Origin of the sequence: Pseudoalteromonas sp. Z1A6 (genome assembly GCF_011378745.1) — a bacterium.
GTDB classification, from domain to species: Bacteria; Pseudomonadota; Gammaproteobacteria; order Enterobacterales; family Alteromonadaceae; genus Pseudoalteromonas; species Pseudoalteromonas arctica.
Map to the genome: position 1 here is coordinate 1 of NZ_WTKW01000053.1, position 16771 is coordinate 16771.

Consider the following 16771-nt stretch of genomic DNA (forward strand, 5'->3'; position numbering starts at 1 on the left):
AGCTTATTCATAGTGAAACGACGGTTTGGCAGATTAGTGAGTGGATCTATAGTTGCTAAAAATTCATTTTTTTGGCTTAAAGCAATTAATTTACTGCTGTATTTTTCTCTTGAAAATTCGTAATAACCACTCAGCGATGCAACAATTATAAAAGCGAGTATGATTCTGACTGGAAACTGCTCAGGATTGTAGTCATATATATTAAATGTATCAGCGCAATAGAAACCGAGAACAATTGCCGATAAAAATAAAACAATATCAAACGTCCCTCGTTTAAGCCCTCGAATTGAATAAGTAACAGGAGACACTATAAATATCCATATAGGCCCTGTACCTTGTGCTCCTCCTGTAAGTACAAGATAAAACATAAGTGCATACAGGTTATATAAAATTACAGTTGCAGACTTCTCTACACCTCTACCTATATTAAACGCAGATAAGTAAACAAACGAAGAAACAACCAAAGTAAATGCTAATAAATAGCTGCTGTTAATAAATGCTAAGCTAGCCATCGAAAACGTTGCTATAAAGCCTATTGAGGAAAAGAACCGAACAATGAGCTTCCTTTCTAAATTGTTTGAATATTCGTACATAATTTCTATTTATTTATTAATGTATAAAAGCAAACTTATAGATATAAAGTAAGCAAACCGTAAACAGCGTGCAATAATGAACCTACTTTATATTTAAATCAACTATTAAGGTTAGTAATTAGCACTGACAATTGTGCACATATTTTTAGCCTCTTGCATTTATCTCAGGTAAGTACATTTTTACGATATTAAATTGCTTGGCACTAATACCATTTGCTAAATTATATAAGTACGCCCTTTTATTCCTGCAATAATCGAACTGACTGGTAGTCAAAAAATAATATAAACCTGCACAGTTAAAGATGGTAGTAACTATTCTATGAATTGTGCCTGGACCGAGTCAACAACACATTAATCAATAAAAGTGCCGCTACAAAAAATACACGCACTATACAAATCCGCGATAATACTCAATCAATTTCAAGGATTGAACTTGGCGCTAACTGCGTTAAAACTTTCGAGATACGACTGCATGAATACAAAGCAATGTAGAGGTAATTGCCGAGAACACCTAAGTAGCGAAACTTTAGCCTCATTATCGACATAATTTTGTTATCTCAAAATAGATCACTTAATTAAGCGAATTGGTATTAGAGTATATAAACGACTTAGAAGAAAGAAGTGTCGATAACGTTTATATATATGAAACGAGTCCTGAAAGCCGCTTAGTAGATACCTAAAGAAATCGCATTTGGCTTATAAAGAACAACCCATAATGGCAAAGCAGTTTCTTTGAAAGTTACTATATAAGGTTTCTACATGAAGTTACTAACAAAAGGTGTTGTTCAAGAAAGCCATACAAAAGGTGGTATAAATATAGCCCCATTTGTCACTAATTATGTTGACATTACATTTGGATAAAACAAATAAAAAAGCAAGCCACTTGGCTTGCTTTAAATATCGTTATTTTAACACGAAAAATTAAACTTTTAAGTAATCCATAATACCTTCTGCAGCGTTACGTCCTTCAAAAATAGCAGTTACCACTAAATCTGAACCACGTACAATGTCGCCACCAGCAAATATTTTAGGGTTAGTAGTTTGATGTGTAAACTCACCTTGTTCTGGTGCGTTAATACCGCCCCAGTTGTTTATTTCTACATCGTATTTTTCTAACCAATCCATTTTGTGAGGCTGGAAACCAAACGCCATAATAACTTGATCAGCTTCAATAACATGTTCTGAACCAGGTACTTCTTCAGCACGGCTTCTGCCTTTTGCGTCAGGTTCACCTAATTTAGTTTTAACCATTTTAACGCCGGTCACTTTACCTTTATCGTTCAGTACAATGCCTTTAGGCTGAACGTTATACGTAAATATAACGCCTTCTTCTTTCGCGTTTTTAACTTCACGTTTAGAGCCTGGCATATTTTCTTTATCACGACGATAAGCACACGTTACTTTTGCAGCATTTTGTCGAATAGACGTACGCACACAGTCCATCGCTGTATCACCACCGCCAAGTACAACTACTTTTTGATTAGCCATATCAATACACGGTTGTTTTGTCTCGTCGTAGCCCATTACACGGTTCGTGTTACCAATCAAAAACGGCAATGCATCGTGAACACCCGCTGCATCTTCATTTTCAAGACCTGCACGCATACTCTGATACGTACCAACCCCTAAAAACACAGCGTCGTAATCAGCTAAAATTTGGTCAAGTGTAATATCAACACCTACTTCAACATTTAACTTAAATTCTACGCCCATTTCAGTGAAAATTTCACGGCGCTTTTGCATTACTGATTTTTCAAGTTTAAAAGAAGGAATACCAAATGTGAGTAGTCCACCTATTTCTGGGTGACGATCAAACACCACTGGTTTAACACCGTTACGCACTAAAATATCAGCACACCCTAAACCTGCAGGGCCCGCACCAATAATGGCTACTTTTTTGTCAGTCCATGTTACATAAGACATATCAGGCTTCCAGCCCATTTTAAATGCCTCATCAGTAATGTATTTTTCAATATTACCAATTGTAACCGCACCAAACTCTTCATCGAGCGTACACGAGCCTTCACACAAGCGGTCTTGTGGGCAAACACGCCCACAAACCTCTGGTAAGCTATTTGTACGATGAGAAAGCTCTGCCGCCTCTATAATACGGCCTGTGCGTATTAACTTTAGCCATTGTGGAATGTAGTTATGTACTGGACATTTCCACTCACAGTATGGGTTACCACAATCTAAACAACGGTCAGCTTGTGAGTTAACCTGATTCTCTGAAAAGGGTTCGTAAATTTCTACGAAAGATTTTTTACGTGACGAGATTGGTTTTTTGCGTGGGTCTACACGCTGCACGTCTATAAATTGATATACATTTTCGCTCATACTGCCCCCTTATTGCGCCTGAACACGTAGTTCGGCACTACTGCGAGCGCGATGCCCGAGTAAACTTTTTACGTCGCTTGATATTGGTTTTACTAATTTGAACATAGGTAAGTACAATTCAAAGTTAGCTAAAATACTTTCTGCACGGCATGAGCCAGTAAGCTCTAAATGCTCAGCAATTAAACCGCGTAAATGCTCTTGATGCGATGTTAATTCATCCAGCGTTACTATTTCTACTAGCTCTGGATTAATGCGTTTTTCAAAATCATTTCGCTCATCTAAAATATAAGCAAAACCACCGGTCATACCCGCACCAAAGTTAACACCTACATTACCAAGTACACATACAACGCCGCCCGTCATGTATTCACAACCGTTATCACCTACACCTTCAACAACCGCTTGCACACCTGAGTTCCGAACTGCAAAGCGCTCGCCTGCACAACCTGCAGCAAACAGTTTACCGCCTGTTGCACCGTATAAACATGTGTTGCCTGCAATTGTGGCTTTGTGACTTTCGAACGACGAGCCAAGTGGTGGACGAATAACTAACTTGCCACCCGCCATGCCTTTACCTACGTAATCGTTTGCATCACCAACCAATGTCATTTCAAGGCCGCCGGCATTCCACACACCAAATGATTGACCCGCAGTACCGTGTAGTTCAATTACTACAGGGTCAGCCGCCATACCTTGGTTGCCATATTTATCAGCAATATAGCCAGAAAGCATTGCACCTACCGATCTGTCCGTATTACAAATACGACTTACTAGTGAAATACCGCTTGAAGCATCAATTGCGTCTTGCGCCTTAGCTAGTAGGCTCTCATTAAGTTTTCCTAAATAATGTGAGCTATTAGGCGCACTACAATAAAGCGTTTCGCCAGTTGGGTTATTAGGCTGAGCAATTACTGAAGATAAATCAATTTTCTTCTGTTTTGCTGTTTTGCCTTCAATTGCTTCAAGCAAATCTAAACGACCGATTAAATCAGTTAAGTTTACAACACCCAAGCTTGCCATGATTTCACGTGCTTCTTGCGCTATAAACTTAAAGTAGTTCATCGCCATTTCTGGTAAGCCGTGGTAATGCTTTTGACGAAGTGTTTCGTCTTGTGTTGCAACACCGGTCGCACAGTTGTTTAAATGGCAAATTCGTAAGTATTTACAACCAAGCGCAACCATTGGGCCGGTACCAAAGCCAAAACTTTCTGCACCTAAAATTGCCGCTTTAATTATATCTAAACCCGTTTTTAAGCCACCATCTGTTTGCAAGCGAATACGATGACGCAGTCCATTTTCAACAAGAGCTTGCTGCGTTTCTGCAAGTCCTAGCTCCCATGGGCTACCTGCATATTTAACTGAAGTAAGTGGGCTTGCGCCTGTACCACCATCATAGCCAGAAATAGTAATTAAATCGGCATACGCTTTAGCAACACCCGTTGCAATGGTTCCTACGCCTGGTTCTGAAACCAGTTTTACAGAAATTAGCGCTTTAGGGTTTACTTGTTTCAAATCGAAAATTAGCTGCGCTAAATCTTCAATTGAATAAATATCGTGATGTGGTGGTGGCGAAATTAACGTAACACCGGGAACCGAATAACGAAGTTTAGCAATGTATGGAGTTACTTTTTCACCCGGTAATTGACCGCCTTCGCCTGGTTTTGCACCTTGCGCTACTTTAATTTGAATAACGTCAGCACTGCGTAAATAATGCGGCGTTACGCCAAATCGACCTGAAGCAACTTGTTTAATACGCGAGTTTTTCTCGGTACCATAACGCAGCTTATCTTCGCCGCCTTCACCAGAGTTTGAACAACCGCCTAAGCGGTTCATTGCAATTGCTAGAGCCTCATGCGCTTCTGGCGATAATGCACCAATACTCATTGCTGCTGAATCGAAACGCTTGTATAGGTTTTCTGCAGGCTCTACATCATCGATGCTAATGCCTTGCTCTGGAATTTTAAGCGCAAGCATGTCACGTAAAGTGGCAATAGGACGCGTATTAACAAGTTTTGCATATTCACTGTAATCACTATATTCACCAGAACGAACTGCTTTTTGCAGGGTTTGGATTACATCAGGATTATAAGCATGATACTCGCCGCCATGTACGTACTTAAACAAGCCGCCGTGGCTTAATAATTTACGCTTACTTAGAGCGAGTTTGTGTAAGCTTTGCTGATCGTCATCAAAGTCGGTAAAGCATGCGCCCTGTATGCGACTTGCCACACCTTTAAAGCACATTTGTACAATAGCGTCAGATAAACCAACCGCTTCAAACAACATTGAGCAGCGATATGACGCAACCGTACTTATGCCCATTTTAGACATGATTTTGTATAAGCCCTTGTTAATGGCTTTACGGTAAGCAAGAGTTACTTCGCAATACGACTTATTAATAATTTTGCTGTCGCTCATCGCAACTAACGATTCATACGCAAGGTATGGATAAATTGCCGTAGCACCAAAGCCTAATAACACAGCAAACTGATGCGCATCACGCACGCTACCGGTTTCAATGATAATGTTTGATTCACAGCGAAGATTGTTATCAACTAATCGTTTTTGTACCGCACCTACAGCCATAGCTGCTGGAATCGGCAAATTTGCTTCATTAAAGTTACGGTCAGTTAAAATAAGCATTATACAACCAGCGGCTGCTTTTTCTTGTGCTTGGTCACAAATACGCGTTACCGCATTTTCTAAACCTTCTTCAACTGTGTAGGTAATATCAATTTTACAGTAGCTGTAATGCGCTTCATCAGCATTTAATAGCTGCTGCATGTCTGCGTACATTAAAATTGGCGTATCAAACTGTAGGCGCTTAGCGTGGCCTGTTGTTTCGTTAAATACGTTTTGCTCACTACCAATACATGTCGCAAGTGACATTACATGATTTTCACGCAGTGGATCGATAGGTGGGTTTGTTACTTGCGCAAATTTTTGGCGGAAGTAATCATAAAGCGAACGATGCCCTTCACTAAGCACTGCAAATGGCGTGTCATCACCCATTGAGCCGGTTGCTTCTTGGCCGTTTTCACCCATTACACGAATAACGCTATCAAGCTCTTCGTTGGTATAACCAAACATTTTTTGATATTTAGCTAGCGTTTCGTCATCAAATGAGCGATTACCGGCGTCTTGTTCAGTAAGCTCTTCAAATGGAACTAAACGCTTAACATTCTCCTCAAGCCATGACTTGTAAGGATGGCGAGACTTTAAATCTTGATCGATTTCATCTGAGTGCCAAATTTTGCCAAGCTTAGTATCAATAACTAATAATTCACCTGGACCAACACGGCCTTTTTCAACTACTTCATCGGCAGTGTAATCCCAAATACCCACTTCTGATGCAAGCGTAATAAAGCCATCTTGTGTAATTACATAACGCGCTGGGCGAAGTCCATTACGGTCAAGGTTACAAGCCGCAAAACGACCATCCGACATAACAATACCTGCCGGGCCATCCCATGGTTCCATATGCATAGAGTTAAAGTCGTAAAATGCACGTAAATCGTCGTCCATTGCACGGTTTTTCTGCCATGCAGGTGGTACGAGCATACGCATAGCGCGGAATAAATCCATGCCACCAGCTAAAAATAGCTCAAGCATATTATCTAGGCTTGATGAATCAGAACCGGTTTCGTTTACAAACGGCGCTGCGCTTTGTAAATCAGGAATAAGCGGTGACGCAAACTTGTATGAACGTGCGCGTGCCCACTGGCGGTTACCTTCAATAGTATTAATTTCACCATTGTGTGCTAAATAGCGGAAAGGTTGAGCTAAAGGCCAACGCGGCTGAGTATTAGTAGAAAAGCGCTGATGGAAAACACAAATCGCACTCGTCATACGAATATCAGCTAAATCTAGGTAAAAATTTGGTAAATCTGCAGGCATCATTAAGCCTTTATAGATAGTTACCAAACCAGATAGACTTGCGATATAGAAAGCTTCGTCATCAACAATGCGCTTTTCAGCGCGGCGGCGTGCTACATATAAGCGACGCTCTAAGTCTTTAGAACGCCAACCTTCTGGCGCGCTAACAAAAATTTGTTCAAAACCTGGTAATTGCTGTACAGCAATAGGACCGAGCATTGATGGGTCGGTTGGCACAACGCGCCAACCTAAAATATTTAACGTTTCTTTTTCTAATTCTTCGCTAAGTATTTGTTTTGCAGCTTGCGCTAAAACAGGGTCTGAATTTAAAAATATCATACCCACTGCGTAGTTTTTGCCTAAGTGCCAGTTATGTTCACTAGCAATAGCACGGAAAAAGCTATCTGGTTTTTGTAATAATAAACCACAGCCATCACCTGTTTTACCATCGGCAGATATACCACCACGGTGCTGCATGCGATCAAGCCCCGTAATAGCAGTACGAATAAGCCTATGACTAGCTTGACCATTAACTTGAGCTATTAAGCCAAAGCCACAATTTTCTTTTTCTAACTTTGAGTCGTATAACATAGACCCCTCCCCTTGCTGCACTGTTAGCGTGGATGAACTGCTCGACGATTTGCTAACAGACGGACAAAACTAGCCTCTATCTTAAATAGAGTCAATAGCACTTTGAATACATATTCACATTCTTGAATATTTCTCACTTCATAGCAAGATTTCTTTTTATCATTATTTTTAACATTTAGCGTTATTTTAACCACTATTTTTTCATGACACTGGTGTCAAGTTTAACATATTGTAAAAAACACAAGCATTCAGCGTGCCAGCTTACGTAAACGTAAAGGCAACCGAAAGTGAATAAGTATTCAACACTAGAGGGGCTATTCAGTTAACATTTAGATAGTTTTATGCTATTTCATTACTTTAATGGCTTAACATCCCCGATTATTGCTGCTCATTAGTATAGTTATGAAAGTTCATGTCATTTTTTGTACGTTAATAGTGAATTTTTATTTAAAACTATGTCCGATGCGGACACATAAACTGTCCGCGGACATGAATTTCAATAACAAAAAAATAAAATCACTTAAATATCAATAAGATAATGGTTGGCATATTAATCGTATAGCTTTATATATAATCGCTAATTGGAATTACTATGTTTACTCTAAGCTTATTTTTACTCTCTCCTATTGCCGCTATTTGCACAGCAGCTTTATTACTGCTGTGCGAAAAATACATAAAAGCAATTTAGGGGAAATTAAATGATTAAAGATACCAGCGCACAAGACATACAAGTAAAGGCACCTATAAGCTATAAAAAATACGCGATAATCACTGCGATTGTTTTCATTGTGGTCTCTGCAATTGCTTATATTTTTTTAACGAGCCATAGCGCTAAAAGCTCTATTAGCCGCTCAAAAGTACAGATTGCAAAAGTACATGTTAAAGCGCTCATTCGAGACATTGCCGCCAGTGGTAAAATTGTTGCTGCTAATGCTCCTAAAATCTACAGTCCAGAACGGGGATTTATAGATTTAAAAGTAAAGGCCGGCGATACAGTAAAGCAAGGCAACACACTTGCCCTGCTGCAAAGCCCTGAGTCAACTAATGAATTAAAGCAACAGGAGTCTGTACTTAAAAGACTTGAAGGCGAGCAGCAAAGGCAGCATTTGCAAGCAAGACGCCAAACACTCACTTTAAATAAAACACTCGATATGGCGCAAGTTGAGCTTAACGCCGCTGAGCGCGAAAATCGTCGCGCACAGTTATCAATACAAAAGCACTTAATTAGCCAAATTGATCTAGAAAAAGCAGTTGATGATTTATCCCGAGCTAAGCTCTCCTATAAGCATGCGCAGCAAGAGGTATTGCTTGCCAAAGACACGCTCGCTTTTGAACTACAAGCTGCTAAAAGTGATGTGACCCGCCAACAACTTATTGTTGATGACTTAATCCGAAAAGTAAGCAACCTATCTATTAAGGCTACCGTTACAGGGATCGTGGGTAACCTATTAGTGCAACAAAAAGCCGCAGTGACGCAAAGCCAACCTCTTATGACTCTCGTCGACTTAAGTAATTTTGAAGCCGAACTCCAAGTTCCTGAAAGTTACGCAAACGAATTAGGGCTCGGTATGGAAGTAGAGCTTAAGTTAGGCAATGAAACAGTGATGGGGAATTTATCCGCCATATCACCAGAAGTTAATAATCGTGAAGTAACAGCACGCGTCCGGTTTAAAGGTGTTACTAACAACATTCGTCAGAACCAACGCTTAACTGCACGTATTTTACTCGACAACCGAGAAGGTGTAATGCAAGTAAAGCGTGGTGCATTTATGCAGCAAGGCGGAATTATAGCTTATAAAGTCGATGGCAATATCGCAAAGCGTATACCTATTACAATAGGCGCCACCAGCATTAATGCGGTTGAGCTTTTAAGTGGACTAAAAGAAAACGATGAAATTATTATTTCAAGCTACAGCGACTTTAAGCAAGCCAACACGATTTTATTAAATTAAACAGACGTTCTCAACCAACGCTAAAAATAATTAGGAACAACGATGTTACAAATGAACAATGTAAGTAAAGTATACCAAACAGAAATGGTACAAACCCATGCGCTTCGAGATTTTAATCTGCAAGTAAACGAAGGCGAATTTATTGCTGTTACTGGTCCTAGCGGCTCAGGAAAAACAACCTTTTTAAATATTGCAGGTATGCTCGAGCCTTTTAACGAAGGTGAATACCTGCTGGATGGCGTTAATGTTGGCAGCCTAAACGATAACCAACGTGCTGATTTACGTAATCAAAAAATTGGCTTTATATTCCAAGGCTTTAATTTGATCCCCGATTTAAATTTATATGAAAACATAGAAGTTCCTCTTCGCTACAGAGGGATTAAAGCAAATGAGCGAAAACGTCGAATTGAGCAATGCCTTGAACAAGTTGGTTTAGCATCTCGCGCTAAACACTTACCTCAACAACTCTCTGGTGGCCAGCAACAACGTGTAGCAATAGCCCGTGCGCTTGCTGGTGAACCTCGTTTTTTACTTGCCGATGAGCCAACAGGTAACCTTGACAGCTTAATGGCTCGCCAAGTTATGGAGTTACTTGAACAAATCAATCGCGACGGTGCCACTATTGTAATGGTAACTCATGATAGCGAATTAGCCCGCCGTGCTCCGCGTAATATTCAAGTAGTTGATGGACAACTTGCCGACTTTACGCTTTATCAGGGCGCGCAAACTATAAAAACAGCATCGGGGGTTTAACTAATGTTTATTCATTATTTAGATTTAAGTTGGCGCAGCTTCAAGCGCACCCCATTGGTTAGCTTTTTAATGGTACTTGCCATTGCGATAGGTATAGGCATAACAATGACCAGCCTTAGTGTTTATCACATGATGTCGGCCGATCCTATTCCAGAAAAAAGCAGCCAACTTTACAGTGTGCAATTACAAACAATGGACGATGGTAGTACGTGGTGGACAGAAGATAACATGCCACTGCAATTGACCTATCAAGATGCAGAGAACTTATTAAACGCACCCACGTCAGAGAAAAAAGTGGCTATGATGCGTACCGGCTTTTCAGTTTATTTAGACTCCGACAAAATAAAACCTTTTATAGGTAATGCTCGCATGACAACGCCTGACTTTTTTAGCATGTTTAATTTGTCATTTCTATACGGAGGGGCTTGGAGCAAAGAGCAAGAAAACTCAGCCGCACCTGTGGTTGTTATTACCCAAGAGATAAACGATAAACTATTTGCAGGACAAAACTCCGTCGGAGAACTGATTTACTTAGATGATGCAAGCTATCAAGTAGTTGGTGTTATTAACCATTGGCCTCTCAATATTAAATATTATGATTTAAATAACGGTGCATTTAATCAAGTAGAAGAATTATTTATGCCCTTTAGCTTAATAAAGGCAAAAGAGCTCGTAAGTTGGGGCAATAGCAATGGATGGAAACACGAAAACACACCAACCTTTGCAGATAAACTGCAATCTGAGCAAGTATGGATCCAGTTTTGGGCAGAGCTAAATACGCTTGAACAAAAACAAGCCTATCAAAATTACTTATTAGCCTATATGCAAGAACAACAAAAACGTGGTCGATTTAATCGTAAAGAACTTGAGTATAAACTTCGCGATGTAAACCAATGGATGCAATACAACAACGTCGTCACCGAAGACAATAAAATTTTAGTGGGCCTGAGCTTTATGTTCTTAGGTGTCTGCTTAGCCAATATTTTAGGTTTACTTTTAGCCAAGTTTTTACGCAGAGCGCCAGAAGTAGGTGTAAGACGCGCATTAGGCGCTAGTAAAAGGCAAATATTTTTACAGCACTTAGTTGAGGTCGCCATGCTTGGCTTTATAGGTGGCATGCTAGGAATTGTACTAGCACAACTTGGCTTAATGGGCGTAGTGCAAAGCTACGACTACTATGAAAACTTAGCAACAATGGATTTGACCATGCTATTGAGCGCCCCATTGATTGCAATTACAACCTGCATTTTGGCTGGTTTGTACCCAGCTTGGTTAGTGTGTAAAACCAATCCTGCTATTTATCTTAAGAGCCAATAAGGAATTTAACAATGTTAGAAATAAAACCTATATTTAACGCCTTATGCCGCTCAAAGGTGGGCGCTGTATTACTGCTAATTCAAATTGCAATTACCACAGCTATAGTCAGTAATGCTGCATTTATCATTCAAGACAGAATTAGCTATTTAAATCAAGAAACGGGCTACCCTGAGCAAGATATATTTAAGTTTAATGTAATGACCTTTGGTACTGATATTAACTTAAGCCAGCAGTTTGAGCTTGATGAAAGCATGCTTAGAAAAATGCCAGGCGTAGTTGATGCCGCATTAAGCAGTAGTATCCCGCTATCAGGCAGTGGCAGCGCTTCGAGCTTTAATTTACAACCCGCTCCACAAGAAGGCCTAAGTGTAAGAACTGCTTATTTTTTTATAGATGACCACGCAATTAATACCTACGGCGTTAACTTAATTGCAGGGCGAAACTTTACCGAAGATGAAGTGCTAGTTACAAACGAAATTACACAAAAGCGCACCAACGTCACTATAGTCACTAAAGCCTTACTTGATGAGCTCTACCCTGATGGAGATGGTTTAGGAAAAATAGTTTATTTTGGTGACCTACCACTTAAAGTTATTGGCGTGATCGGAAACATGAAAGGCCCGTGGCTCAAAGACAGTAAACCCGATAATCTTGCGTTTATTCCTTATATTAAAGCAGCAAGTTATGCACAAGTTGCCGTTCGTACAGAGCCTGGTCAGCGAGCAGCTGTAATGAAAGAAATAGAAAATGCCATGCTCGAAAATTACAGCAAACGCGTTATTAATAACATTAAAGGACTTGATGAATTAAAAAATGAGTATACCGCTAAAGACCGCCTCATGATGCGCATGCTCATAGTATTAATCACTATTTTAGTGCTTATAACCGCTCTCGGTATTTTTGGCTTAACCTTATTTAATATTAGCAAACGTACTAAGCAAATTGGCACACGCAGAGCACTTGGTGCAAGAAAGTCAGCTATTGTTAGCTACTTTTTAGTAGAAAATGCATTAATTTGTAGCCTAGGTTTAGCCTTAGGTGTGGTAACAGCAATACTACTTGGGAAAATGTTAATGCAGTATTTTTCTGTAGCCGCACTACCGCCAAGCTATATAGCCGTTACCGCCATTGTCGTATTATTAATGAGCTTACTTGCGGTATTAGGGCCGGCTAAACGCGCTGCTAATATTTCGCCCAGTATCGCAACTCGCACAATTTAACCTAGAATCCGCTTGAGGTAGATTTATTATCCAGAGTTTAGGTTACTAAATCATGTAAAAATCACTATGCTACACTGATTAGTAAGGCAGTGTAGCCATTAAAAAATTATAAAAATAACCTATGACTCATAAAATACTCATTGTTGATGATAACCAAGCAGTACTCGATGCACTTTCATTGTTGCTCGAGATCCACGACTTTTCGGTAGTGACTGCAACAAACCCGTTTGATGCTCTGCAAATAGTTCGCTATCAGCGAATTGAGCTTGTAATTCAAGACATGAACTTTACCAGCGACACAACCTCTGGCGAAGAAGGTAAAACGTTGTTTTATGAACTACGAGAAATAAACCCACACCTCCCTATTATACTTATTACAGCCTGGACCGAACTTGCTACCGCTATTGAGCTTGTAAAAGCCGGTGCTGCCGATTACTTACCAAAACCCTGGGATGATGCAAAACTACTAGTTTGTATCAGTAACTTAATAGAGCTAGGCAGTGCTAAAAAAATAGTGGCGACACATAATCGCCATCAACAAGAGCGTGAAGGTACATTTAAAAGCGCAGACCTTGCCGGGCTAATATTTAAAAGCACGGCTATGGAACGACTGGTCACTATGGCGCTACAAGTAGCTAAATCTGATATATCTGCATTAATTACAGGCCCTAATGGAAGTGGTAAAGAGTGCATTGCGCATATCATTCAAAAAAACTCCCCACTTGTATCGCAACCTTTTATTAAGGTAAACGCAGGCGCACTACCACAAGAACTTATAGAAGCCGAACTTTTTGGCGCTGAAGCTGGCGCATACACGGGGATAACTAAACAACGTATTGGTCGATTTGAAGCAGCTGATGGCGGTACGTTATTTTTAGATGAAATTGGTAATTTACCACTCTCAGGACAAATAAAATTACTACGCGTAGTACAAACCGGCGAGTTTGAACGTTTAGGCTCAACACAAACACAAAAAGTAAATGTGCGGGTTATATCGGCCACTAACGAAAACCTGCTACAAGCAATTGAACAAGGTCGATTTAGGGAAGACTTATATTATCGCCTTAATGTAATTGAACTCAATGTGCCTGCCCTTAGCGAAAGGCAAGATGATGTTTTAGCACTTATTAGCCATTTTTTACCTCACCGAGAGCTGACTATAAACACAGAGCAAGCACTTCAACATTATAAATGGCCAGGTAACGTTCGAGAGCTAGAAAATGCTTGTAAACGTGTAGCGGTGCTAAAACCAACAGGTGCGCTTACAGTCGATGACTTTGCACTTTCGTCATCGGTTACTGCTCAACAAGAAGCAAAAGCAGAACCGACCAAACAGGAAATAGAACACGCAATGCGCGCTCATCAAGGTGTTATAGCCAAAGTGGCCCGTGAATTTGGTTTAAGCCGACAAGCTCTTTATCGTCGATTACAAAAAATGGGTATTGATTATTAATGCCAAACATTATTAGCCACTTTACCCTAAGCCAAAAGGTTGTGTTAATTTGCGCACTTTGTAGCGCGCTGCCTGTTTTTATTATTGCCGCACTTAGTGGTTTTGATATGTACTACACTCTGTTTTTAATATTACTAACGCTTGCATTTAGCACCTTGCTTTCAAGAGCTCTCACCAAACCAATAAAGCTTGGCATGCAATCGCTCGAAACCGGGTTGCTTAATTTTAAAGATGGTGAGCTCTCCAGCTTACTAGCGTATAAAAGTAATGATGAACTTGGAAAACTATGCCGACTTTATAATCAAACCGCTAAACAGCTTCGCCAAGAAAAACAATGGATTTACCAGCGCGAGTTAATGCTTGATAAAGTATTGCAAAGCTCGCCGCAAGCGTTATTACTGGTCAATGATAATAATACGGTGGTATTTAGTAATTTAATTAGCCGTAGTTTATTTAATAGCGCAACCCGCCTTGAAGGTATGCAGCTAAGTAAATTGCTCGAAAATTCGCCCCTGCAATTAATAGCAGCTATAGAGCACGGTGTTGATGGCCTCTTTAATATAGAAATAGAGAATCAAGACTCGCAAACTTGGCATTTAGCCACCGGGGAGTTTTTACTCAATAACCAAAAGCATCATTTATATATATTTAAACAATTAACCCGTGAGCTTAGTCGCCAAGAAGTTGCCGTGTGGAAAAAGGTAATACGCATTATCAGCCACGAATTGAATAATTCACTCGGCCCTATGTCGTCCATGTTACACAGCGCACAATTGCTCGCAAATAAAGTTGATGAGCCCCGCCTTGCCCGTGTATTTGCAACTATTGATGAGCGAATTAGTCATTTAACTGAATTTGTACAAGGCTATGGCAAGTTTGCTAAATTACCTCAGCCACAAAAAACACGGATTAACTGGCAAAACACACTCAATAATTTAAAAAATCACTGGCAATTTAGCTACGAAATAAAAAATCCACACAATGAATTACAAGCTGATCAAGCCCAACTCGAGCAGCTGCTCATAAACTTATTAAAAAATTCACACGAGTCAGGCTCCAACTCCAATGAAATACATATTCAGGTCGAATTTGTACCCCAAGCTTGTGTTATAAATGTGAGCGACTGCGGCAAAGGTATGAGCGAGCAAGTAATGGCAAATGCTTTAGTGCCCTTTTATTCTACAAAAAGTACGGGAAGTGGTTTAGGGCTAGCCTTATGCAGAGAAATAGCAGAAGCGCACCAGGGGCATATAAGTTTACATAACAAAATAGAGGGCGGCTTAAACGTACAAGTGAGCCTTCCTTATTCGTAAATTCACAAAAATTAAAAACAACAAAGCCACTTAAAAAGTGGCTTTGTGTTTAAAGAGCTTAATAACCTGAGTTCAGGTTGAGTAATAAAATTACTCTGCGTCAGCTTCTTTATATTTAGCAGCAGTTTCTGTAATTAACGGCTGTAATTCACCGCGTTGAAACATTTCGATAATAATGTCACAACCACCAACTAATTCGCCATCTACCCATAATTGCGGGAATGTTGGCCAATTTGCGTATGCTGGAAGCTCAGCACGAATGTCTGGATTAAGTAAAATATCAACGTATGCAAATGGTTCACCACATGACATTAACGCTTGCGATGCTTGTGAAGAAAAACCACAATTTGGTAATTTTGGTGACCCTTTCATGAAAAGGATTATTGGGTTTTCTGAAATTTGCTGTTTAATTTTATCAATGGTTTCCATCTACAACCTCAAAGTAACGATAGCTAAATATATTTAGGTCTTGAAAATAACTCATCGTGACCACAAATATATAACTTAAAATGGGCAAATAAAGCCGCAATTGAAATAGTCTTTCGCAATAGCATTGCTGTTTGCTTAAACTTGAGTAAAATACTCAACAATTATAGTAACACTATATTACCGCTTGGTATAGGTAACTGCTCTGTTTCAACAGGCATTACGTATTACCAAATGGACTATCAACCAAAGAAGATGGAGATAAAAAAATGGCATTTGAACTACCGTCACTACCATATGCAATCGACGCACTTGAGCCACATATTTCAAAAGAAACACTAGAGTTTCACCATGGCAAACACCACAACACTTACGTGGTTAAGCTTAATGGTTTAATCCCTGGTACTGAGTTTGAAAACAAATCTCTAGAAGAGATCGTATGTTCATCAGAAGGCGGCGTATTTAACAACGCAGCACAAATCTGGAACCATACTTTTTACTGGAACAGCTTATCTCCAAACGGCGGCGGCGAGCCTACTGGCGCAGTTGCTGATGCAATCAACGCCAAATGGGGTTCTTTTGATGCGTTTAAAGATGCATTAAATGACAAAGCAGTAAATAACTTTGGTTCAAGCTGGACGTGGTTAGTTAAGCTTGCTGATGGTTCACTAGACATCGTTAATACATCTAACGCTGCTACACCATTAACTGATGATGGCGTTACTCCAATCCTTACAGTGGATTTATGGGAACACGCTTACTACATTGATTACCGTAACGTTCGTCCAGATTACCTTAAAGGTTTTTGGTCGCTTGTTAACTGGGAATTCGCGAACGCTAACTTCGCTTAATTAGCCTTTAAACGCTAATGTAAAAAAGACGCTTAGGCGTCTTTTTTTGTTTCTTGTTTATCACACCCAAGCGCCTCATCATTTAATAA

Annotated in this window: 10 protein-coding genes and 1 pseudogene; 7 read left to right on the top strand and 4 right to left on the bottom strand. The window is 39.9% G+C overall.

Annotated features, from left to right (window positions below):
- From GQR46_RS05395 to gltB, 3 genes and pseudogenes are all read right to left on the bottom strand, one after another.
- A pseudogene (locus tag GQR46_RS05395) lies at positions 1 to 512 on the bottom strand (GGDEF domain-containing protein); the annotation flags it as partial.
- 1002 nt (positions 513 to 1514) lie between these two features.
- On the bottom strand, positions 1515 to 2930 hold the full coding sequence (locus tag GQR46_RS05400) for an FAD-dependent oxidoreductase (protein WP_007584567.1): 1416 nt from the start codon (positions 2928 to 2930) through the stop codon (positions 1515 to 1517).
- A gap of 9 nt (positions 2931 to 2939) precedes the next feature.
- Positions 2940 to 7397, bottom strand: a complete 4458-nt coding sequence (gltB, locus tag GQR46_RS05405) for a glutamate synthase large subunit (protein ID WP_165740299.1) — start codon at positions 7395 to 7397, stop codon at positions 2940 to 2942.
- A gap of 698 nt (positions 7398 to 8095) precedes the next feature.
- On the opposite strand from gltB, the gene GQR46_RS05410 reads away from it, so the two are divergent.
- The 6 genes from GQR46_RS05410 to GQR46_RS05435 all read left to right on the top strand — a co-directional run bounded on the left by GQR46_RS05410 (position 8096) and on the right by GQR46_RS05435 (position 15405).
- The gene (locus GQR46_RS05410) at positions 8096 to 9349 is read left to right on the top strand and encodes an efflux RND transporter periplasmic adaptor subunit (RefSeq protein ID WP_165740301.1); all 1254 of its coding nucleotides are present in this window, start codon (positions 8096 to 8098) and stop codon (positions 9347 to 9349) included.
- A gap of 42 nt (positions 9350 to 9391) precedes the next feature.
- Positions 9392 to 10102: an ABC transporter ATP-binding protein gene (locus tag GQR46_RS05415; protein WP_004335374.1), complete on the top strand. Its 711-nt coding sequence runs from the start codon at positions 9392 to 9394 to the stop codon at positions 10100 to 10102.
- Between the two features lie 3 nt (positions 10103 to 10105).
- Positions 10106 to 11419 (top strand): ABC transporter permease, encoded by a 1314-nt coding sequence (locus tag GQR46_RS05420; RefSeq protein WP_165740303.1) that lies wholly within the window; start codon positions 10106 to 10108, stop codon positions 11417 to 11419.
- Positions 11420 to 11430: 11 nt separating this feature from the next.
- Entirely contained in the window at positions 11431 to 12639 is a 1209-nt protein-coding gene (locus GQR46_RS05425; protein WP_165740305.1) for an FtsX-like permease family protein, read from the top strand.
- 121 nt (positions 12640 to 12760) lie between these two features.
- Entirely contained in the window at positions 12761 to 14092 is a 1332-nt protein-coding gene (locus tag GQR46_RS05430; RefSeq protein ID WP_024590831.1) for a sigma-54 dependent transcriptional regulator, read from the top strand.
- On the top strand, positions 14092 to 15405 hold the full coding sequence (locus tag GQR46_RS05435) for an ATP-binding protein (protein WP_024607682.1): 1314 nt from the start codon (positions 14092 to 14094) through the stop codon (positions 15403 to 15405). Before GQR46_RS05430 ends, GQR46_RS05435 begins: the two co-directional genes overlap by 1 nt.
- Before the next feature lie 90 nt (positions 15406 to 15495).
- On the opposite strand, the gene GQR46_RS05440 is transcribed toward GQR46_RS05435, so the two are convergent.
- A complete protein-coding gene (locus GQR46_RS05440) occupies positions 15496 to 15834 on the bottom strand; it encodes a Grx4 family monothiol glutaredoxin (RefSeq protein WP_004335359.1) in 339 nt (112 codons plus the stop codon).
- 266 nt (positions 15835 to 16100) lie between these two features.
- Between GQR46_RS05440 and GQR46_RS05445 the strand changes: the two genes are divergently transcribed.
- Complete coding sequence (locus GQR46_RS05445; RefSeq protein ID WP_002960323.1) at positions 16101 to 16682, top strand: Fe-Mn family superoxide dismutase; 582 nt, start codon at positions 16101 to 16103, stop codon at positions 16680 to 16682.
- Positions 16683 to 16771 lie beyond the last annotated feature (89 nt).

What these genes read in the sequence shown, in the direction of transcription:
- GQR46_RS05400 (WP_007584567.1), bottom strand. Translation starts at nt 2,930, where the DNA reads ATGAGCGAAAATGTATATCAATTTATAGACGTGCAGCGTGTAGACCCA.
- gltB (WP_165740299.1), bottom strand. Translation starts at nt 7,397, where the DNA reads ATGTTATACGACTCAAAGTTAGAAAAAGAAAATTGTGGCTTTGGCTTA.
- GQR46_RS05410 (WP_165740301.1), top strand. Translation starts at nt 8,096, where the DNA reads ATGATTAAAGATACCAGCGCACAAGACATACAAGTAAAGGCACCTATA.
- GQR46_RS05415 (WP_004335374.1), top strand. Translation starts at nt 9,392, where the DNA reads ATGTTACAAATGAACAATGTAAGTAAAGTATACCAAACAGAAATGGTA.
- GQR46_RS05420 (WP_165740303.1), top strand. Translation starts at nt 10,106, where the DNA reads ATGTTTATTCATTATTTAGATTTAAGTTGGCGCAGCTTCAAGCGCACC.
- GQR46_RS05425 (WP_165740305.1), top strand. Translation starts at nt 11,431, where the DNA reads ATGTTAGAAATAAAACCTATATTTAACGCCTTATGCCGCTCAAAGGTG.
- GQR46_RS05430 (WP_024590831.1), top strand. Translation starts at nt 12,761, where the DNA reads ATGACTCATAAAATACTCATTGTTGATGATAACCAAGCAGTACTCGAT.
- GQR46_RS05435 (WP_024607682.1), top strand. Translation starts at nt 14,092, where the DNA reads ATGCCAAACATTATTAGCCACTTTACCCTAAGCCAAAAGGTTGTGTTA.
- GQR46_RS05440 (WP_004335359.1), bottom strand. Translation starts at nt 15,834, where the DNA reads ATGGAAACCATTGATAAAATTAAACAGCAAATTTCAGAAAACCCAATA.
- GQR46_RS05445 (WP_002960323.1), top strand. Translation starts at nt 16,101, where the DNA reads ATGGCATTTGAACTACCGTCACTACCATATGCAATCGACGCACTTGAG.